This is a genomic window from Pseudomonas chlororaphis subsp. chlororaphis (assembly GCF_003945765.1).
In the GTDB taxonomy this organism is placed as follows: Bacteria; Pseudomonadota; Gammaproteobacteria; order Pseudomonadales; family Pseudomonadaceae; genus Aquipseudomonas; species Aquipseudomonas chlororaphis.
Window position 1 is genome coordinate 1331362 of the sequence record NZ_CP027712.1, and the last position, 19533, is coordinate 1350894.

Annotated in this window: 18 protein-coding genes and 1 pseudogene; 16 read left to right on the forward strand and 3 right to left on the reverse strand. The window is 60.1% G+C overall.

The features are described from left to right. Window positions 1–78: 78 nt before the first annotated feature. From C4K27_RS05890 to ispD, 5 genes are all read left to right on the forward strand, one after another. Window positions 79–1710, forward strand: coding sequence for a CTP synthase (locus C4K27_RS05890; RefSeq protein WP_007924045.1), 1632 nt, complete (start codon window positions 79–81; stop codon window positions 1708–1710). Window positions 1711–1715: 5 nt separating this feature from the next. Further along, window positions 1716–2561, forward strand: a complete 846-nt coding sequence (kdsA, locus tag C4K27_RS05895) for a 3-deoxy-8-phosphooctulonate synthase (protein WP_053259804.1) — start codon at window positions 1716–1718, stop codon at window positions 2559–2561. 157 nt (window positions 2562–2718) lie between these two features. Next, window positions 2719–4008, forward strand: a complete 1290-nt coding sequence (eno, locus tag C4K27_RS05900) for a phosphopyruvate hydratase (RefSeq protein ID WP_053259805.1) — start codon at window positions 2719–2721, stop codon at window positions 4006–4008. Between the two features lie 172 nt (window positions 4009–4180). Further along, window positions 4181–4459, forward strand: coding sequence for a cell division protein FtsB (gene ftsB, locus C4K27_RS05905; protein ID WP_007924039.1), 279 nt, complete (start codon window positions 4181–4183; stop codon window positions 4457–4459). Then, window positions 4456–5163, forward strand: coding sequence for a 2-C-methyl-D-erythritol 4-phosphate cytidylyltransferase (gene ispD / locus C4K27_RS05910; RefSeq protein ID WP_053259806.1), 708 nt, complete (start codon window positions 4456–4458; stop codon window positions 5161–5163). The genes ftsB and ispD overlap by 4 nt, the downstream gene beginning before the upstream one ends. Window positions 5164–5284: 121 nt before the next feature. Here ispD and C4K27_RS05915 read toward each other — a convergent pair whose 3' ends face one another. Beyond that, on the reverse strand, window positions 5285–6181 hold the full coding sequence (locus tag C4K27_RS05915) for a LysR substrate-binding domain-containing protein (RefSeq protein WP_007924036.1): 897 nt from the start codon (window positions 6179–6181) through the stop codon (window positions 5285–5287). Between the two features lie 106 nt (window positions 6182–6287). On the opposite strand from C4K27_RS05915, the gene C4K27_RS05920 reads away from it, so the two are divergent. The 8 genes and pseudogenes from C4K27_RS05920 to rpoS all read left to right on the forward strand — a co-directional run bounded on the left by C4K27_RS05920 (window position 6288) and on the right by rpoS (window position 13484). Further along, on the forward strand, window positions 6288–7400 hold the full coding sequence (locus C4K27_RS05920; RefSeq protein ID WP_007924035.1) for an S-(hydroxymethyl)glutathione dehydrogenase/class III alcohol dehydrogenase: 1113 nt from the start codon (window positions 6288–6290) through the stop codon (window positions 7398–7400). 88 nt (window positions 7401–7488) lie between these two features. Next, window positions 7489–8334, forward strand: a complete 846-nt coding sequence (fghA, locus tag C4K27_RS05925; RefSeq protein WP_053259807.1) for an S-formylglutathione hydrolase — start codon at window positions 7489–7491, stop codon at window positions 8332–8334. 52 nt (window positions 8335–8386) lie between these two features. After that, window positions 8387–8860 (forward strand): 2-C-methyl-D-erythritol 2,4-cyclodiphosphate synthase, encoded by a 474-nt coding sequence (gene ispF / locus C4K27_RS05930; RefSeq protein ID WP_007924033.1) that lies wholly within the window; start codon window positions 8387–8389, stop codon window positions 8858–8860. Beyond that, the gene (truD, locus tag C4K27_RS05935; RefSeq protein ID WP_053259808.1) at window positions 8857–9915 is read left to right on the forward strand and encodes a tRNA pseudouridine(13) synthase TruD; all 1059 of its coding nucleotides are present in this window, start codon (window positions 8857–8859) and stop codon (window positions 9913–9915) included. The genes ispF and truD overlap by 4 nt, the downstream gene beginning before the upstream one ends. Next, complete coding sequence (gene surE / locus C4K27_RS05940) at window positions 9903–10652, forward strand: 5'/3'-nucleotidase SurE (protein WP_007924030.1); 750 nt, start codon at window positions 9903–9905, stop codon at window positions 10650–10652. The genes truD and surE overlap by 13 nt, the downstream gene beginning before the upstream one ends. A 41-nt stretch (window positions 10653–10693) precedes the next feature. Continuing rightward, window positions 10694–11329, forward strand: a complete 636-nt coding sequence (locus C4K27_RS05945) for a protein-L-isoaspartate(D-aspartate) O-methyltransferase (RefSeq protein WP_172963011.1) — start codon at window positions 10694–10696, stop codon at window positions 11327–11329. Between the two features lie 209 nt (window positions 11330–11538). After that, window positions 11539–12372 carry a peptidoglycan DD-metalloendopeptidase family protein gene (locus C4K27_RS05950; protein WP_007924027.1) on the forward strand — a complete coding sequence of 278 codons (834 nt, stop codon included), beginning with the start codon at window positions 11539–11541 and terminating at the stop codon, window positions 12370–12372. A 106-nt stretch (window positions 12373–12478) separates the two neighbouring features. After that, a pseudogene (gene rpoS, locus C4K27_RS05955) lies at window positions 12479–13484 on the forward strand (RNA polymerase sigma factor RpoS). 500 nt (window positions 13485–13984) lie between these two features. Here rpoS and fdxA read toward each other — a convergent pair. Together fdxA and mutS are read right to left on the reverse strand one after the other, a co-directional pair. Continuing rightward, window positions 13985–14308, reverse strand: a complete 324-nt coding sequence (gene fdxA, locus C4K27_RS05960) for a ferredoxin FdxA (RefSeq protein WP_007924025.1) — start codon at window positions 14306–14308, stop codon at window positions 13985–13987. A 142-nt stretch (window positions 14309–14450) separates the two neighbouring features. Further along, window positions 14451–17030, reverse strand: coding sequence for a DNA mismatch repair protein MutS (mutS, locus tag C4K27_RS05965; RefSeq protein ID WP_053259809.1), 2580 nt, complete (start codon window positions 17028–17030; stop codon window positions 14451–14453). A 187-nt stretch (window positions 17031–17217) separates the two neighbouring features. Between mutS and C4K27_RS05970 the strand changes: the two genes are divergently transcribed. The 3 genes from C4K27_RS05970 (at window position 17218) to C4K27_RS05980 (ending at window position 19426) form a co-directional block, all read left to right on the forward strand. Next, window positions 17218–17952 (forward strand): LexA family transcriptional regulator, encoded by a 735-nt coding sequence (locus tag C4K27_RS05970; protein WP_164486162.1) that lies wholly within the window; start codon window positions 17218–17220, stop codon window positions 17950–17952. 554 nt (window positions 17953–18506) lie between these two features. Beyond that, window positions 18507–18935 carry a tail fiber assembly protein gene (locus tag C4K27_RS05975; protein WP_081002217.1) on the forward strand — a complete coding sequence of 143 codons (429 nt, stop codon included), beginning with the start codon at window positions 18507–18509 and terminating at the stop codon, window positions 18933–18935. A gap of 143 nt (window positions 18936–19078) precedes the next feature. Further along, window positions 19079–19426, forward strand: a complete 348-nt coding sequence (locus C4K27_RS05980) for a phage holin family protein (RefSeq protein ID WP_007924020.1) — start codon at window positions 19079–19081, stop codon at window positions 19424–19426. The last annotated feature ends 107 nt before the right edge of the window (window positions 19427–19533 follow it).

Here is a 19533-nt window from a genome sequence, read left to right on the forward strand (position 1 = left end):
AGGTGATCGGGGGCTTCGGCCTTCCTTCGCTTTCCCCGGCGGCTCGGACCGCTTTAACGCAGACTTCTAGGGTTTTTCATGACGCGCTACATATTCGTCACGGGCGGTGTTGTTTCTTCATTGGGGAAAGGCATTGCCTCGGCTTCATTGGCGGCCATCCTGGAGGCGCGGGGACTTAAGGTCACCATGCTCAAGCTGGACCCGTACATCAACGTCGACCCGGGCACCATGAGCCCGTTCCAGCACGGTGAAGTGTTCGTCACCCACGACGGCGCCGAGACTGACCTGGACCTGGGCCACTACGAGCGGTTCATCCGCACGACCATGACCCAGAACAACAACTTCACCACCGGTCGCGTCTACGAGCACGTGCTGCGCAAAGAGCGCCGTGGTGACTACCTGGGCGCCACCATCCAGGTGATTCCGCACATCACCGACGAGATCAAGCGCCGCATCATCAAGGGCGCCGGCGATGCCGACGTGGCCCTGGTAGAAATCGGCGGCACCGTGGGCGACATCGAGTCGCAACCGTTCCTCGAGGCCATCCGCCAACTGCGTGTCGAAGTCGGTTCCAAGCGCGCGATGCTGATGCACCTGACCCTGGTTCCGTACATCGCCACCGCTGGCGAGACCAAGACCAAGCCAACCCAGCACTCGGTGAAAGAGCTGCGTTCGATCGGCCTTCAGCCTGACGTGCTGATCTGCCGCTCCGACCATCCGGTGGATGTGTCCTCGCGTCGCAAGATCGCGCTGTTCACCAACGTTGAAGAGCGCGCGGTGATCTCCCTGGAAGACGTCGACACCATCTACAAGATCCCGGCCGTGCTGCACGCCCAGGGTCTGGACGATTTCGTCGTCGAGCGTTTCGGCCTGCAATGCAACGGTGCCGATCTGTCCGAGTGGGAAAAGGTGGTCGACGCCAAGCTCAACCCCGAGCACGAAGTCACCATCGCCATGGTCGGCAAGTACATGGAGCTGCTGGACGCCTACAAGTCGCTGATCGAAGCGATGAGTCACGCCGGCATCACCAACCGCACCAAGGTCAACCTGCGTTATATCGATTCCGAAGACATCGAGAATCAGGGCACCGCGCTGCTTGAAGGCGTCGATGCGATCCTGGTTCCAGGCGGCTTCGGTCTGCGTGGCGTGGAAGGCAAGATCACCGCCGTCCAATACGCTCGCGAAAACAAAGTGCCGTACCTGGGTATCTGCCTGGGCATGCAAGTGGCCGTGATCGAGTTCGCTCGTAACGTCATGGGCTGGAAAGACGCCAACTCCACCGAGTTCGATCGCGCCAGCGGTCACCCGGTCGTCGGCCTGATCACCGAGTGGGCTGATGCCACCGGTGCCGTCGAAACCCGCACCGAAGCTTCCGACCTGGGTGGCACCATGCGTCTCGGCGCTCAGGAATGCCTGCTCGAAGCTGGCTCCAAGGTGCACGATTGCTACGCCAAGGACGTGATCGTCGAGCGTCACCGTCATCGCTACGAAGTGAACAACAACCTGCTGCCGCAGCTGATCGACGCCGGTCTGAAGATTTCCGGTCGTTCCGGCGATGGCGCGCTGGTTGAAGTGGTCGAGGCGCAGGATCATCCATGGTTCGTCGCCTGCCAGTTCCACCCTGAGTTCACCTCGACTCCGCGTGACGGCCATCCGCTGTTCAGTGGCTTCGTCAAGGCGGCTTTGGCTCAACACCAGAAGAAGGCGTAACCCCGATGGCACAGAAGATCATCCGCGTTGGCGACATCGAGATTGCCAACGACAAGCCCATGGTGCTGTTCGGCGGCATGAACGTGCTGGAAAGCCGTGACATGGCCATGCAGGTCTGCGAAGAGTACGTGAAGGTCACCGAAAAGCTCGGTATCCCTTACGTGTTCAAGGCCAGTTTCGACAAGGCCAACCGGTCTTCTGTGACCTCTTATCGTGGTCCTGGCCTGGAAGAGGGCATGCGCATCTTCCAGGACATCAAGCAAGCCTTCGGCGTGCCGATCATCACCGACGTCCACGAGCCGCACCAGGCCGCGATCGTCGCCGAGGTCTGCGACATCATTCAGTTGCCGGCCTTCCTGTCGCGCCAGACCGACCTGGTGGTCGCGATGGCCAAGACTGGTGCGGTGATCAACATCAAGAAAGCCCAGTTCCTCGCGCCCCAGGAAATGAAACACATCCTGAGCAAATGCGAGGAGGCGGGTAACGATCAGTTGATCCTCTGCGAGCGTGGTTCGAGCTTCGGCTACAACAACCTGGTGGTGGACATGCTCGGCTTCGGCATCATGAAGCAGTTCGAATACCCGGTGTTCTTTGATGTGACCCACGCGCTGCAAATGCCCGGCGGTCGCGCCGATTCGGCTGGCGGTCGCCGTGCCCAGGTCACCGACCTGGCCAAGGCCGGCATGAGCCAGTCCCTGGCCGGCCTGTTCCTGGAAGCCCACCCGGACCCGGACAACGCCAAATGCGACGGTCCATGCGCCCTGCGCCTGGACAAGCTCGAACCTTTCCTGGCTCAGCTCAAGGCCCTGGACGAACTGGTTAAGAGTTTTCCGACGGTAGAGACCGCGTAAAACCGATTTCTCCGGTAAAGTACCGCACGATTAATTGCTCAGGCCCGCGGGCCTGAGCCTTATCGTCTGCAAGTCTGCCTCCTGTTCCCTGCTTGCCGACGGTAAAGAGATTCCCTTCAGCTGCGTCGTTTTCGTCAACTTTGGAGTGTTTACAACAATGGCAAAAATCGTCGACATCAAAGGTCGTGAAGTTCTCGACTCCCGTGGCAACCCCACCGTCGAAGCGGACGTGCTTCTCGATAACGGCATCATCGGCAGCGCCTGCGCGCCGTCCGGTGCCTCCACCGGCTCGCGTGAAGCGCTGGAGCTGCGTGATGGCGACAAGAGCCGTTACCTGGGCAAGGGCGTACTGAAGGCCGTAGCCAACATCAATGGTCCGATCCGTGACCTGCTGCTGGGTAAAGACCCAAGCGACCAGAAATTCCTCGATCAGGCGATGATCAAGCTGGACGGTACCGACAACAAGGCAACCCTGGGCGCCAACGCGATCCTCGCCGTTTCCCTGGCCGCGGCCAAGGCAGCAGCACAGGACCAGGACCTGCCGCTGTACGCGCACATCGCCAACCTGAACGGCACACCGGGCGTCTACTCGATGCCAGTGCCGATGATGAATATCATCAACGGTGGCGAGCACGCCGATAACAACGTCGACATCCAGGAATTCATGGTGCAGCCGGTGGGCGCCAAGTCCTTCTCCGAAGGCCTGCGCATGGGCACCGAGATTTTCCATCACCTCAAGGCTGTGCTGAAAGCCCGTGGCCTGAGCACCGCCGTGGGTGATGAAGGTGGTTTCGCGCCGAACCTGGCTTCCAACGAAGACGCGCTGAAAGTGATCTCCGAAGCCGTGGCCAACGCCGGTTACAAGCTGGGCACCGACGTGACCCTGGCTCTGGACTGTGCAGCCAGCGAGTTCTTCGAAGACGGCAAGTACAACCTGTCCGGCGAAGGCCAGGTGTTCACCGCTGAAGGTTTCGCCGACTACCTGAAAGGCCTGACCGAGCGCTACCCGATCATCTCCATCGAAGACGGTCTGGACGAGTCCGACTGGGCTGGCTGGAAGATCCTCACCGACAAGATCGGCGAGAAGACCCAACTGGTGGGCGACGACCTGTTCGTGACCAACACCAAGATCCTGAAAGAAGGCATCGACAAGAAGATCGCCAACTCGATCCTGATCAAGTTCAACCAGATCGGCACCCTGACCGAAACCCTGGAAGCCATCCAGATGGCCAAGGCTGCCGGTTACACCGCAGTGATTTCGCACCGTTCCGGCGAAACCGAAGACTCGACCATTGCCGACCTGGCCGTGGGCACCTCGGCTGGCCAGATCAAGACCGGTTCGCTGTGCCGTTCCGACCGCGTGTCCAAGTACAACCAATTGCTGCGTATCGAAGAGCAATTGAATGGCAAGGCCAAGTACAACGGCCGCAGCGAGTTTCGCGGTTAAGCGGTAGATGGTACAAAGACACCGGATTGGGTCAGAAAAATCGCATCAGCGAGGTTTTTGCCACTAATCTGATGCCTTAAGAGCACAAGCCTGGTTCTTCCAGGCTTCGTGCTGTCAGTAGGTTCGAAGTTGTTGGCATGGCTGTCTTTTTTCACTGGATACCCGATATTCGATGCGCAGTCCCAATTGGTTGTTCCTCGTCTTGCTCTTGCTGCTGGCTGGCCTGCAGTACCGCCTCTGGGTGGGGAATGGCAGCTTGGCGCAGGTAACCGACCTGACTCAGCAAATTGCCGATCAGCGCGCTGAAAACGAGCGCTTGCTGGAGCGCAATCGTGTACTCGACGCGGAAGTCATGGAATTGAAGAAAGGCATGGAGACCGTGGAAGAGCGGGCTCGTCATGAACTGGGCATGGTCAAGGAGGGCGAAACCCTCTACCAGTTGGCCCAATGATCCAGTCGTTACCGGCCTTCTGGGCCGTGATTCCTGCCGCGGGCGTCGGTGCCCGCATGGCCGCGGACCGTCCCAAGCAATACTTGCAACTGGGCGGGCGCACTATTCTCGAACACAGCCTCGGCTGTTTCCTCGACCATCCTTGCCTGAAGGGGCTGGTGGTCAGCCTGGCGCTTGACGATCCTTACTGGCCGACCCTGGCCTGTGCCCACGACCCAAGGATCCAGCGGGTCGAAGGCGGTGCGGAGCGTTCCGGATCGGTCCTCAATGCCTTGCTCCATCTGCATGCCCAGGGCGCTGCGGATGAAGACTGGGTGCTGGTTCACGATGCCGCACGACCGAACCTGTCCCGTGATGACCTGGACAAGCTGCTGAGTGAACTGGCGGATGACCCGGTGGGCGGCCTGCTCGCGGTGCCGGCCCGTGACACTCTGAAGCGGATCGACAAGCACGGACGGGTGCTGGAAACCGTGGACCGCAGCCTGATCTGGCAAGCCTATACGCCGCAGATGTTCCGTCTTGGCGCCTTGCATCGCGCCTTGGCCGACAGCCTGGTGGCGGATGTGGCGATTACCGATGAAGCGTCGGCGATGGAATGGGCCGGCCAGGCGCCACGCCTGATCGAAGGGCGTTCGGACAACCTCAAGGTGACCCGTCCGGAAGACCTGGAGTGGCTGCGCCAGCGTTGGGCCAATCGCCGCTGAGCGTAGCTTTTCGCGGGCCCCTGTAGCCGCTGCCGCAGGCTGCGAACGGCCCGGAACGGGACGCGTTTTTGTAGTCGTCATGTACTTCAAGCCGATCGCAGCCTGCCGCAGCGGCTACGGATCAATCCTTGTACTCCGGCCGTTTGGCCAACCCCTCCTTGAGATAGTCCACCAGCTTGCGCACCTTGGGCGACAGATGCCGTTGTTGCGGATACAGCGCCCACACCGCGGTATTCGGCGGCTGATGCGCCTCGAGCAGGGAAATCAGGCTGCCCTGATGCAAATGCTCCAGCACGTAATAATCCGGTAGCTGGCAGAGGCCAACCCCCTGTAGCGCTGCATCCAGCACGGCCTGCCCGCTGTTGCAGCGCCAGTTGCCTTGCACCCGCTGGGAGAACTCGCGGCCGTCCTGCTCCAGTTGCCAGATGTCCGAGCTGCCGATCAGGCAGTTGTGGCGACTCAATTCCGACAGGCTGTGGGGGCGGCCGTAGCGTTCCAGGTAGGACGGTGAGGCGCAGAGGTACATGCGGCGTGGCGCCAGGCGGGTCGCCACCAGTCGTGAGTCCTGCAGGCGACCGAGGCGAATGGCCAGGTCCAGACCTTCGTGCACTAGGTCCAGGGGCCGGTTGCTCAGTTCGATATCCACCCGCAGTTGCGGATAAAGGCCCATGAAACTGGTGACCAGCGGCACGATAAACCGCTCACCGTAGGCCACCGCACAGGTCATGCGCAGCATGCCCTTGGGCTCGCTGGTCAGGTCGCCGACGGCGCGCAATGCCTCTTCGCGCCCGTCCTGCAGGCGCTGGCAATGCTGCAAGAAAGTCTGCCCGGCCTCGGTCAGGGTCACTCGGCGGGTACTGCGATACAGCAGGCGGGTCTGCAGCCGTTCTTCCAGGCGGACGATCTGCCGGCTGATATGGGAGGACGACACCCCGAGGCGCTCCGCGGCGGCGGTGAACTGGCTGCACTCGGCCACGGCGACGAATTCGTCGATGCCTTCCCAGCGGTTCTCGTTCATGGTGATTATCCCTGTACAGCAATAATGTTTTGCTTTTGTTCGGATTATTCATCGTCAGGCGCTGTTTTACACTCCCTGTCTCGTTTTTATTCGCTGGAGACCCAGGATGATCAAGTCGCGCGCTGCCGTTGCCTTCGAGGCCAAGAAACCCCTTGAGATCGTTGAGGTCGATGTCGCCATGCCCAAGGCTGGCGAGGTGTTGTTGCGGGTCGTCGCTTCCGGCGTGTGCCACACCGACGCCTACACCCTGTCCGGGGCCGATCCGGAAGGTATCTTCCCGTCGATCCTCGGTCACGAAGGCGGCGCCGTGGTCGAGGCCATCGGCGAGGGCGTGACCTCGGTGGCCGTGGGCGATCACGTGATCCCGCTGTACACCCCGGAATGCGGCAAGTGCAAATTCTGCCTGTCGGGCAAGACCAACCTGTGCCAGGCGATCCGAGCTACCCAGGGCAAGGGCCTGATGCCGGACGGCACCACCCGTTTCTCCTATAAAGGCCAGCCGATTTTCCACTACATGGGCACCTCGACCTTTTCCGAGTACACCGTGTTGCCGGAAATCTCGGTGGCCAAGATCCCTAAAGAAGCACCTCTGGAAAAGGTCTGCCTGCTGGGTTGCGGCGTCACCACCGGGATCGGCGCGGTGATCAATACCGCCAAGGTCAAGGCTGGCGACACCGTGGCGATCTTCGGCCTGGGCGGCATCGGCCTGTCGGCGGTGATCGGTGCCGTGAAAGCCAAGGCTGGCCGGATCATCGCCATCGACATCAACCCGGCCAAGTTCGAGATCGCCAAGCAGCTGGGCGCCACCGATTGCGTGAACCCGAAAGACTTCGACCGGCCGATCCAGGAGGTCATCGTCGACATGACCGACGGCGGCGTGGACTTCTCCTTCGAGTGCATCGGCAACGTGCAGCTGATGCGTGCCGCATTGGAATGCTGCCACAAGGGCTGGGGTGAGTCGGTGATCATCGGCGTGGCCGGTGCCGGCCAGGAAATCTCTACCCGTCCGTTCCAGCTGGTTACCGGACGCGTCTGGCGCGGTTCGGCGTTCGGTGGCGTGCGTGGCCGCTCCGAGTTGCCAAGCTATGTGGAAATGGCCCAGAGCGGTGAAATCCCGCTGGACACCTTCATCACCCACACCATGGGGCTGGAGGACATCAACAAGGCCTTCGACCTGATGCACGAAGGCAAGAGCATCCGCACCGTCATTCATTTCTAAGGAGCAGTGGCAAGCTGCAAGCCGTCAGTTGCAAGCAGGTTCATCCCCTCTTGCCGCTTGAAGCTTGCAGCTTGCGACTGAAATACCCATGACTCTGGAAAACCTGTCCTGCCAGAAAAGCTTCGGCGGCTGGCACAAACGCTACAAGCATCATTCCCAGGTGCTGGGCTGCGACATGGTGTTCGCCGTGTACCTGCCGCCGCAGGCAGAGCAGGGCGGCAAGCTGCCGGTGCTGTACTGGTTGTCCGGCCTGACCTGCACCGACGAGAACTTTATGCACAAGGCCGGTGCCCAGCGCCTGGCCGCCGAGCTGGGGTTGATCATCGTCGCGCCGGACACCAGTCCGCGTGGCCCAGGCGTGCCGGGCGATCCGGATGGCGCCTGGGATTTCGGCCTGGGGGCCGGGTTCTATCTGAATGCCACCCAGCAGCCCTGGGCCGAGCATTACCGCATGCATGACTATGTAGTGCAGGAGCTGCCGGCATTGGTCGAGGCGCATTTTCCGGCTTCGGACAAGCGTGGCATCAGCGGGCACTCCATGGGCGGCCACGGTGCTCTGGTCTGCGCGTTGCGCAATCCGGGACGTTACCAGTCGGTATCGGCTTTTGCGCCGATCAGCAACCCGATGGATTGCCCGTGGGGGCAGAAAGCCTTTTCCCGTTACCTGGGCGAAGAGCGCTCCCGCTGGCGCGAATGGGATGCCAGCGTGCTGATCCAGGAGGCCAGCGAAAAGCTGCCGTTGCTGGTAGACCAGGGCGATCGTGACGATTTCCTGGCCAATCAGCTCAAGCCCGAAGTGCTGCAACAGGCGGCGAAAGCCGCGGGTCATCCGCTGACGTTGCGCCTGCAACCCGGCTACGACCACAGCTATTTCTTCATCGCCAGCTTCATTGGCGACCACCTGCAGCATCATGCGCGCGCTCTGAGCGGCTAATGTCCGCCAAAGCAGGTAGAATCACGCCCTGACTCAATCAGGGCGTTTTTTTATGCGTATTGGCCACGGCTACGATGTGCACCGTTTCGCTGAAGGCGATTTCATCACTCTGGGCGGCGTGCGTATTGCACACAGCTTCGGGCTGCTCGCCCACTCCGACGGCGACGTGCTGTTGCATGCTCTGAGCGATGCCTTGCTGGGTGCTGCCGCACTGGGCGACATCGGCAAACATTTCCCGGACACCGATCCGCAGTTCAAGGGCGCCGACAGCCGTGCGCTGTTGCGTCATGTCGTCGCACTGATCCATGCCAAGGGCTGGAAGGTCGGCAACGTCGATAACACCATCGTGGCCCAGGCGCCGAAGATGGCTCCCCATATTGAAACGATGCGCGCGCTGATTGCCGCGGATCTGCAAGTCGAGTTGGATCAAGTGAACGTCAAGGCCACCACCACCGAAAAGCTCGGCTTCGTCGGGCGCGAAGAAGGCATCGCCGTGCATTCCGTTGCCTTGTTGCTGCGCGCATGAACGAACTGCAACTGTTGGGCCCGCGGGCCTATGGCGAAGCCCTGGGTAGCGCGGTACTGAAGGCCACCGCCGAAGACTTCCAGGTCGACGAAGTCCTGGACATTCCCCTGACCGGCGAAGGCGAACACCTGTGGTTGTGGGTGGAAAAGCGCGGCTTGAACACCGAAGAAGCGGCGCGGCGGATTGCCAAGGCCGCGGGTGTGCCGTTGCGCACCGTCAGCTATGCCGGCTTGAAGGATCGCCAGGCGCTGACCCGGCAGTGGTTCAGTGTGCAGTTGCCCGGCAAGGCGGATCCCGATCTGTCGGCGGCTGAAAACGACACGCTGAAGATCCTCAAGCTGACCCGCCACAAGCGCAAGCTGCAACGCGGCGCCCATGCGGCCAACGGCTTTACCCTGCGCCTGACCGAATTGAAGGCAGACAAGGCGGGGATCGAGGAGCGCCTGCAATCGATCGCCAAACACGGCATCCCCAATTATTTCGGCGCCCAGCGTTTTGGCCATAACGGCGGTAACCTGGTCGATGCCCGTGATTGGGCCGCCCGCAAGGCCTTGCCGGAGAAGCGCAATGTACGTTCGCGGCTGCTTTCCACCGCGCGCAGCTATCTGTTCAACCGGGTGCTGGCGGCGCGCGTGGCCGATGGCAGCTGGCAACGGGCCCAGGTCGGCGACCTGCTGGCCTTCACCGACAGCCGCAGTTTTTTCCCGGCCGGCGAAGCCGAATGCAGCGATCCGCGCCTGGCCATCCTCGACTTGCACCCGACCGGCCCGCAGTGGGGCGAAGGCGAATCGCCTGCCGCCGGGGCGACCCAGCTGCTGGAACAGCAGGTGGCTGCCGACGAAGCGGATCTGCGCGATTGGTTGATTAAAGCCGGAATGAGCCACGAACGTCGCATCCTGCGGCTGCCCATTGGCGGGTTGACGTGGCATTATCCCGAGCCTGACATTCTGCAACTGGAATTCGTCCTGCCGGCCGGATGCTTCGCCACCGTATTGGTGCGTGAACTCGTCGATCTGGTGCCGGTGGGGCAGACGGACAGCCCATGCGTATTCTGATTTCTAACGACGATGGTGTAACAGCACCCGGTCTCGCCGCGCTTCATGCTGCGCTGGCGGATTACGCCGAGTGTGTGGTGATCGCCCCGGACCAGGACAAAAGCGGCGCCAGCAGCTCGCTGACGCTGGACCGGCCGTTGCACCCGCACACCTTGAGTAACGGTTTCATCAGTATCAATGGCACCCCCACCGATTGCGTGCACCTGGGCCTCAACGGGCTGCTGGAGCGCGATCCGGACATGGTCGTGTCCGGAATCAACCTCGGGGCGAACCTGGGTGACGACGTGCTGTATTCCGGCACCGTCGCCGCAGCCCTGGAAGGGCGTTTCCTGAACCTGCCGGCGTTTGCCTTTTCGTTCGTTTCGCGTCAGGTGGATAACCTGCCGACGGCTGCCTATTTCGCCCGCAAACTGGTCGAGGCCCACGGGCAGCTGGATCTGCCACCACGTACCGTGCTGAACGTGAACATTCCCAATCTGCCCCTTGATCATATTCGCGGCATTCAGCTGACCCGCCTGGGCCATCGCGCCCGTGCGGCGGCGCCGATGAAGACGGTCGACCCGCGCGGCAAGGCCGGTTATTGGATTGCTGCGGCGGGGGACGCCGAGGACGGTGGCCCGGGTACGGACTTCCACGCCATCATGCAGGGCTATGTGTCGATCACGCCGTTGCAGCTCGATCGCACCTTCAATGATGCCTTCAGAAGTCTTGATGGCTGGCTGGAGGGGCTGCGCTAATGGCTCGCGAACAGGACGATTTGTTGCGTCGCGGTATCGGGATGACCTCCCAGCGTACCCGCGAACGCCTGATCCAGCGTCTTTACGATGAAGGCCTGTCCAACGCCCAGGTACTGGAAGTCATTCGGCGTACACCGCGGCATCTGTTCGTCGACGAGGCCCTGGCGCATCGCGCCTATGAAGACACGGCCCTGCCGATCGGGCACAACCAGACGATCTCGCAGCCTTATATGGTGGCGCGCATGAGCGAGTTGCTGCTGGCGGCTGGCCCGTTGGACAAGGTGCTGGAGATCGGCACCGGGTCGGGTTACCAGACGGCGGTATTGTCGCAACTGGTGGAGCGGGTGTTCTCGGTCGAGCGCATCAAGGTGTTGCAGGATCGGGCCAAGGAGCGTCTGGTCGAGCTGAACCTGCGCAACGTGGTATTCCGCTGGGGTGACGGCTGGGAAGGCTGGCCGGCACTGGCGCCGTACAACGGGATCATCGTGACGGCGGTCGCCACCGACATCCCCCAGGCCCTGCTGGACCAATTGGCGCCCGGTGGCCGGATGGTGATTCCAGTCGGTGCCGGCGAAGTGCAGCAACTGATGCTGGTCATTCGTGAGGAGCAGGGGTTTTCACGGCAGGTTCTCGGCTCGGTTCGCTTCGTTCCCTTGCTCAACGGGCCATTGGCCTGAGCATTTGTTTGGAACGGGTGAATTCTGTTTGATCGGCTTGGTCTTACAGCTTGATCAATCGGTTAAGTAACCTTGAACCCTGATCGATATGCTGGTGCCTGCTGATTTCGCTTTGCCGGGAATAAAGCGTGGGTGGCCGGTTATACTTGCGACATTTCATGCCTGAGCCAGGCACTAATTATCTTCAACCACCACAAAGGGAGCGGCGGGTGAGTCTCACAGTCATTGCGCAGCGTATGGGTACAACAAGCTTTCAGCGACTGGTGATTGGCCTTGTCTTGAGTTCTCTGTTGGTCGGCTGTTCGAGCAATAAGTCGAGCAGCGCCCGGGTCGTCGATCGCACCAGCGCGGTACCGCAGCGCCCGACGGTGACCACGGGGCAATACACGGTTCGTCGCGGCGACACCCTGTTCTCCATCGCCTTCCGTTATGGCTGGGACTACAAGGCCCTGGCCGCGCGCAACAATATTGCCGAGCCGTACACCATTCACCCGGGGCAGACCATCCGCTTCGACGGCCGCTCGGGCTCGGCCCCGACAGCCGTGGTTACAAAGTCGGCTTCCAGTGCATCTTCTTCAAGTAAAACCACGGTAATTCGTCGTCCGGCAGGGGCTGCGCCAACGATTGCGAGCCAGCCCGCGCCGGCTCCATTACCGCCTGCAGGCCCCGCGCCAAAGGGCTGGGGCTGGCCTGCGAACGGTATTCTGATTGGAAAATTCTCTTCAAACGGTAGTTTGAATAAAGGCATTGATATCGCCGGGGATTTGGGACAGCCTGTTTTAGCTGCGTCTGATGGGACGGTGGTTTACGCCGGGAGTGGCTTAAGGGGCTACGGCGAACTGGTCATCATCAAACACAGCGATACCTACGTCAGTGCTTACGGCCACAGCCGTAGGCTGTTGGTTCGGGAGGGGCAGCAGGTCAAAGTCGGACAGACAATTGCCGAAATGGGATCAACTGGTACAGACCGGGTGAAACTGCACTTTGAGATTCGCCGACAAGGTAAACCTGTAGATCCACTGCAATTCCTGCCACGTCGTTGATCCGTTACCAAGCCTGTTCCGTCACGTAGAGGGAACAGGTTCCAGCGTTGCCAAGGATAAAGGCGTCGCTTGAGCCTGAGGTCGAACTCACCAAAGGACTATAACAATGGCTCTCAGTAAAGAAGTGCCGGAGTTTGACATCGACGATGAAGTTCTCCTTATGGAGACGGATATCGCCACTGATTCGATGTCGAATGAGGGATCTGCTGTACCTTCAGTTCGTGCCAAATCCAAACACTCCGCTTCATTGAAACAACACAAATACATTGATTACACGCGAGCGCTCGACGCGACGCAGCTGTATCTCAATGAAATCGGCTTTTCCCCATTGCTCTCTCCGGAAGAAGAAGTTCATTTTGCGCGTCTGTCGCAAAGTGGCGATCCGGCCGGGCGCAAGCGCATGATTGAAAGCAACCTGCGTCTGGTGGTGAAAATCGCCCGACGTTATGTCAATCGTGGGCTTTCGCTGCTGGACTTGATCGAAGAGGGCAACCTCGGTCTGATCCGGGCGGTGGAGAAGTTCGATCCGGAGCGCGGTTTCCGCTTCTCGACCTATGCCACCTGGTGGATCCGTCAAACCATCGAACGGGCAATCATGAACCAGACCCGGACTATCCGGCTGCCGATTCATGTGGTCAAAGAGCTCAACGTCTACCTGCGGGCAGCACGGGAGCTGACACAGAAACTCGACCATGAACCCTCCCCTGAAGAAATCGCCAACCTGCTGGAGAAACCGGTAGGTGAGGTCAAGCGCATGCTGGGCTTGAACGAGCGGGTTTCTTCAGTCGACGTCTCGCTGGGTCCGGATTCGGATAAAACCCTGCTGGACACCCTCACCGACGATCGTCCTACCGATCCGTGCGAGCTGCTGCAGGATGACGACCTGTCGCAAAGCATCGATCAGTGGCTTTCCGAATTGACCGACAAGCAGCGTGAAGTGGTGGTTCGCCGCTTCGGCTTGCGCGGCCACGAGAGCAGCACCCATGGAAGATGTGGGCCTGGAGATCGGGCTTACCCGAGAGCGGGTACGCCAGATCCAGGTCGAAGGTCTCAAGCGTCTGCGTGAGATCCTCGAGAAGAACGGCCTCTCCAGCGAGTCGCTGTTCCAGTAACGGCACGAGCGATCCTGCCGTGAAAAGCCCCGACACGTTCGGGGCTTTTTATTGGGTAATCGATAGGAGCCAGATGAAATAGGCAGGCGCGCGTTCAATAGCTGAAAGAGCATGTAAGTAAAGGCTGACTCTTTCGTAAGTGTTCGGTTTTTATGCGGTATGAAAGTTGTCCGTTTGATCTGAGGTTTTTAGTTATCTTATTGATTTATAACAACTTATTTTAATGTTTAGAACAATGTCCGACACGTTTTCTACCTGTCAGTGCCATTGCTCTGTCATGGAAACTCTCTAATATCAGCCCTGTGTCGACGGATAGACACAGCCATCAAGGATGATGGTCAGGACATCGCAGGACGCGATTCATCAGGACGATGAAAAGGAACACAGGGACTAGGGAAAAAAGGTGGGCGGGTCATACCGCCCCTTTTTTTGCCTGCGTAAAAGTGAATCCGGAACAGCAAAAAGGCCCGCAACGGGCCTTTTTGGGGAACGCGAGGTAATCAGCGTTCGAGATCCTTGATCTTGCCTTTGACGCCATCCCACTCTTCGGCATCGGGCAGGGAATCTTTCTTTTCAGTGATGTTGGGCCAGATCTCGGCCAACTCAACGTTCAACTGAATGAATTCCTGCATCTCTTCTGGAACTTCGTCCTCGGAGAAGATCGCTACAGCGGGGCATTCAGGCTCGCACAGCGCGCAATCAATGCACTCATCCGGGTGAATCACCAGGAAGTTCGGGCCTTCGTAAAAGCAGTCCACCGGACAGACTTCTACGCAGTCGGTGTACTTGCACTTGATGCAGTTGTCGGTGACGACGAAGGTCATTTCTAATTCTCTCCTCAGGCGGCGGCAGCGGAGCCCCTTCAGGACGGGGTCGCCAGGTTCGGGAGCGATAGTCTGCGGACCAGGCTAATAGTCCGCAGCATCCCAAACCGCGCGAGATTCTAACAGCTTGAAAGCATCAGCGTTAGATGCGTGTCTTCAATGTATAGAGCATTTCCAGTGCCTTGCGCGGGGTCATGTCGTCCAGATCGAGCTTGGCCAGGTCATCGAGGACCGGGTGCGGCAGGCTGGCGAACATGTCGCTTTGCTGCGGGACTGAAGGCTTGCCCGGTACCGGAGACGGCGCTTCATGGGGCAGGCTGGTGGTCTCCAGGCGACTCAGGTGCTCGCGGGCGCGGACGATCACATCGCTCGGAACCCCCGCCAACTGGGCCACGGCCAGGCCATAGCTCTGGCTGGCAGGGCCTGGCAGCACGTGGTGCAGGAACACGATGCGTTCGTTGTGCTCGGTGGCGTTGAGGTGCACGTTGGCCACCAGAGGTTCGCTTTCCGGCAGGACGGTGAGCTCGAAGTAGTGGGTGGCGAACAGGGTGTATGCCCGCACCTGGGCGAGACGTTCTGCCGCAGCCCAGGCCAGGGACAGACCATCGAAGGTACTGGTGCCGCGACCCACTTCGTCCATCAGCACCAGGCTGCGCTCGGTAGCGTTATGCAGGATGTTGGCGGTTTCGCTCATTTCCACCATGAAGGTGGAACGACCGCCGGCCAGGTCGTCACTGGAGCCGATCCGAGTAAAGATCCGGTCCACCAGAGACAGCTCGCAGCTCGCTGCCGGCACGAAGCTGCCGATATGGGCCAGCAGCACGATCAGCGCGGTTTGCCGCATATAAGTGGATTTACCACCCATGTTCGGGCCGGTGATCACCAACATCCGGGTCTGATCGTCGAGGCTCAGGTCGTTGGCCACGAACGGCGTGGTCAGGACCTGCTCGACCACAGGGTGGCGACCCTGGGTGATGCGCATGCATGGCTCGCTGACGAAGCGCGGGCAATTGAGGTCGAGATTCAGCGCTCGCTCGGCCAGATTGCTCAGCACGTCCAGCTCAGCCAACGCCCCCGCGGTGTCCTGCAGCGGCGGCAGGTGACCGATCAGGGTCTCCAGCAAGGCTTCGTAGAGCATCTTCTCGCGGGCCAGGGCGCGGCTCTTGGCGGACAGCGCCTTATCCTCGAAGGCCTTGAGCTCCGGGGTGATGAAGCGTTCGGCGCCCTTGAGGGTCTGGCGGCGGATGTAGTCCGCCGGGGCCTGTTCTGCCTGTTTGCTTGGCAATTCGATGAAGTAGCCGTGAATCCGGTTGTAGCCAACTTTCAGATTGGCCAGGCCGGTACGGGCCTTTTCCCGGGCTTCCAGGTCGATAAGGAACTGGCCAGCGTTTTCGCTCAGCGATTGCAGCTCGTCCAGCTCGGCGTCGTAACCGGTCTTCAGCACGCCGCCATCGCGGATCACCGCCGGCGGGTTGTCGATGATGGCTTTCTCCAGCAGCGCGGCCAGTTCCGGATAGGTGCTGGTGGTCACGGCCAGTTGGCTCAGGTGCTCGGCTTCGAGCTCGGTCATCGCCACTTGCAGTTCCGGCAACGCCGCCATGGCATCGCGCAGGCGCGCCAGGTCGCGGGGGCGGGCGTTGCGCAGGCCGATACGGGCGAGGATCCGCTCGATGTCGCCGATTTCCTTGAGCTGCGGTTGCAGCCTTTCGAAACGGTAACCATCCAGCAGGCAGCCAATCGAAGTCTGCCGCGCCTGCAGGACTTTCAAGTCGCGCAGCGGGCGGTTCAGCCAACGGGTCAGCAGGCGGCTGCCCATGGCGGTCTGGCAACGGTCGACCACAGATTGCAGGGTGTTGTCGCGGCCGCCGGCGAGGTTGGTGTCCAGCTCCAGGTTGCGCCGGCTGGCGCCGTCGAGCACCACAGTGTCGTCCAGGCGTTCGTGGCGCAGGCTGCGCAGGTGGGGCAGGGCGGTGCGCTGGGTTTCCTTGGCATAGCTCAGCAGGCAGCCGGCGGCGCCGATGGCCAGGGTCAGGTTCTCGCAACCGAAACCCTTGAGGTCCTGGGTGGAGAACTGCTGGCACAGGCTCTTGTGGGCCGAGTCGCGTTCGAAGTCCCAGGGCGCGCGACGGCGCACGCCACGGCGTTTTTCCGCCGGCAGGCCTTGTGGCCAGTCGTCCGGGATCAGCAGTTCCACCGGGTTGATGCGTTCCAGCTCGGCCAGCAGGTTTTCCCAGCCCTTGATTTCCAGGACCGTGAAATTGCCGCTGGTGATGTCCAGCACTGCAAGGCCGAACAGGCGCTCGTCGCCCAGCACCGCCGCGATCAGGTTATCCCGGCGTTCGTCGAGCAGGGCCTCGTCGCTGACGGTCCCTGGGGTGATGATCCGCACCACCTGGCGCTCCACCGGGCCCTTGCTGGTGGCCGGGTCGCCGACCTGTTCGCAGATCACCACCGACTCGCCGAGCTTCACCAGCTTGGCCAGGTAACCTTCGGCGGCGTGATAAGGAATCCCGCACATCGGAATCGCCTGGCCAGCCGACTGCCCGCGCGCGGTCAGGGTAATGTCCAGCAACTTGGCGGCCTTCTTTGCGTCTTCATAGAATATTTCATAGAAGTCGCCCATGCGATAGAACATCAGCTGATCGGGGTGCTGGTTCTTGAGGCGCCAGTACTGCTGCATCATCGGCGTGTGGGAGGACAGATCGGTGAGCGCTTTATTCATCGGGTCGTCAGGTTGATTCGTTGAAAGGGTGGGCAAAAGCAGAGGGCATGGGCCCGGCTTTTTCGCGATGGGCGCAAGGTTACCATGGGCGGTCCGACCTTCGCAGGGATGAACCCGGCAGGATTTCGGGTGTTTTATGCATGAATATGCATTTTAGCATTTGCTGTCGGCGAAAATAACCCGCAATATGCGCATTATGCAAAAGCGCAACGTTTCTACCGTCTTAAGAGAGCTGCTCGATCGCGATGGCATTTCCCCCACGGAACTCCATCGGCGTACCGGTGTGCCTCAATCCACCCTTTCGCGGATCCTCAGCGGCAAGATTGTCGATCCTTCGGACAAACACATCTCGCGGATCGCCGAGTACTTCCAAGTGAGCACTGATCAACTGCGCGGGCGCGCGGCTGTCGCTCCTGCCCGGTCGGCCGATCCGCATTCGGAACTCAAGGACATAAGTCTGTGGGACGACGATACCCCCGTCGATGACGACGAGGTGTCGGTCCCCTTTCTTCGCGAGGTTGAATTGGCTGCGGGATCAGGAAGATTCGTCATCGAGGAAAGCGAGCGCTCCAGCCTGCGCTTCGGCAAGCGCAGCCTGCGGCACAATGGCGTGCAGTTCGACCAGGCCAAATGCGTGACGGTCCGCGGCAACAGCATGCTGCCGGTGCTGCGCGACGGTGCCACGGTGGGGGTCAATGCCGGCAAGTGCGGTATCGGCGACATCATCGACGGCGACCTGTATGCCATCAACCACAACGGTCAGCTGCGGGTGAAGCAGCTCTATCGCCTGCCTTCCGGCATTCGCCTGCGTAGCTTCAACCGCGACGAACATCCGGATGAGGACTACAGCTTCCAGGAAATGCAGGAAGAACAGATCGTCATCCTCGGTCACGTCTTCTGGTGGGGCATGTACGCCCGTTAACCGCAGCCCATAATGCCAAAGCCCGCCATCGAGCGGGCTTTTTTGTGCCTGTGGAAAACCCTCCACGCCTTTATTTATGCGGTGTTCATGCGCAGGTGCATTTGTCGCGCATAAATAAATGCATTTGTGCATTGACTGTATATGCGTACATGCATATTATTCGTTCCAAGCCGCCCGACAGCGGCGAGCAACACCGCTCTTTAGTGGCAAAAGCAAAGGCAGCGATGAACCGGCCTCGACGGTTCAGAGGGTTGGCAACTGACCCGGGTGTGCAGCGTAAAGCACCGTGAACAGTTATCCGGCGGGCAGGGACCGCGGTCGGAAAAACAATTTGAATAGACTCGTACCGCGCCAGTAGCGCCGAAAAGTCAGCTTCCTTTTTGTTCACAGGATGAAAGGAAGGCGAAGGATCGCATTCTGAAAAGCCCAGCGGATTGCCGGGCTTTTTGGAATGCCTACCCGATGTAACTGCCCCATTCAAGAAAGTTAGTGGGTATGCAGGTACGCAGAACGTAAGAACAGCATTCGCTATTAATTGCCAGTAGGAAGAACAAATGAATCGTTATGCCTTCATTCGAATTGACTATTCAAAACCATTTCCCAAAGTTCTACAGATTTTGGACTCTGAGGAAGCTCCCACTACCTATCCAGAAGGTGCAACGGGCATATGGGTTGATGTAACAGGTAACACAACAGTCCAAGTGGGATGGAAGGCTTTAAACCTGACAGGTGAGTGGGTTTTCAGTGAGCCAACCTATCAAGACTATGTAGATGAAGTAACTAGGCATATGGAAAGTCTGCTTAGTGAAGCTGTTAGTTGGCTGAGGTTGAATCCCTTGCAGTATAAGTTGGATCTTGGTGTCGCCACTCCAGCAGATGAAGCGTCATTGCTTGCTTACAAGCAGTACTACATTGCTGTCAGCGAAGTGAAAAACCAACCCAACTATCCGTACACGATCAACTGGCCAGTAGCTCCCTTCTAATTAATAGCGGCTATCAGGCCAAGAGCTGAGAGTGCATTACTGAAAATCCCAGCTTCAGTGCCGGGGTTTTTGGAATGCCTACCTCAAGAGAAAACGTTTGAACCCAATATTCATCACTCATCAATCACTCCTGGAGGCGTGACATGACAAACGAGCAACAAGCGTTGCTGGACATGCCCATCTGGCTTGTCATCGTCCTTGCCCTGGTGGGTGGGGTGTCCGGCGAAATGTGGCGCGCCGACAAGGAGGGCGCCCGCGGCTGGTTGCTGCTGCGGCGCCTGGCCCTGCGCTCCGGGGCCTGCGTGATCTGCGGGGTCTCGACCATCATGCTGCTGTACGCCGCTGGCGTATCGATCTGGACCGCCGGCGCCTTCGGTTGCCTGACCGCCATGGCGGGCGCCGATGTGGCCATCGGGCTCTACGAGCGCTGGGCGGCCAAGCGGCTCGGTGTGTGTGAGGTGCCGCCCAAGGATCCCCGTTCGGACGCCTGAACAACCGCCGCAAGCATTCGTTCATTCATTAAGTCGACCCTGCCGCCTTATCCACGTGGATATCTACCCGCCTGACGCAGGACGCGTACTCGTATTGAACGGCACTC

Coding starts and splice junctions, on each gene's coding strand:
- C4K27_RS05970 (WP_164486162.1), top strand. CDS start 17,218: ATGCGCATTATGCAAAAGCGCAACGTTTCTACCGTCTTAAGAGAGCTG.
- C4K27_RS05920 (WP_007924035.1), top strand. CDS start 6,288: ATGATCAAGTCGCGCGCTGCCGTTGCCTTCGAGGCCAAGAAACCCCTT.
- ispF (WP_007924033.1), top strand. CDS start 8,387: ATGCGTATTGGCCACGGCTACGATGTGCACCGTTTCGCTGAAGGCGAT.
- mutS (WP_053259809.1), bottom strand. CDS start 17,030: ATGAATAAAGCGCTCACCGATCTGTCCTCCCACACGCCGATGATGCAG.
- truD (WP_053259808.1), top strand. CDS start 8,857: ATGAACGAACTGCAACTGTTGGGCCCGCGGGCCTATGGCGAAGCCCTG.
- ftsB (WP_007924039.1), top strand. CDS start 4,181: ATGCGCAGTCCCAATTGGTTGTTCCTCGTCTTGCTCTTGCTGCTGGCT.
- kdsA (WP_053259804.1), top strand. CDS start 1,716: ATGGCACAGAAGATCATCCGCGTTGGCGACATCGAGATTGCCAACGAC.
- C4K27_RS05915 (WP_007924036.1), bottom strand. CDS start 6,181: ATGAACGAGAACCGCTGGGAAGGCATCGACGAATTCGTCGCCGTGGCC.
- surE (WP_007924030.1), top strand. CDS start 9,903: ATGCGTATTCTGATTTCTAACGACGATGGTGTAACAGCACCCGGTCTC.
- C4K27_RS05975 (WP_081002217.1), top strand. CDS start 18,507: ATGAATCGTTATGCCTTCATTCGAATTGACTATTCAAAACCATTTCCC.
- eno (WP_053259805.1), top strand. CDS start 2,719: ATGGCAAAAATCGTCGACATCAAAGGTCGTGAAGTTCTCGACTCCCGT.
- fdxA (WP_007924025.1), bottom strand. CDS start 14,308: ATGACCTTCGTCGTCACCGACAACTGCATCAAGTGCAAGTACACCGAC.
- ispD (WP_053259806.1), top strand. CDS start 4,456: ATGATCCAGTCGTTACCGGCCTTCTGGGCCGTGATTCCTGCCGCGGGC.
- C4K27_RS05980 (WP_007924020.1), top strand. CDS start 19,079: ATGACAAACGAGCAACAAGCGTTGCTGGACATGCCCATCTGGCTTGTC.
- C4K27_RS05945 (WP_172963011.1), top strand. CDS start 10,694: ATGACCTCCCAGCGTACCCGCGAACGCCTGATCCAGCGTCTTTACGAT.
- C4K27_RS05890 (WP_007924045.1), top strand. CDS start 79: ATGACGCGCTACATATTCGTCACGGGCGGTGTTGTTTCTTCATTGGGG.
- fghA (WP_053259807.1), top strand. CDS start 7,489: ATGACTCTGGAAAACCTGTCCTGCCAGAAAAGCTTCGGCGGCTGGCAC.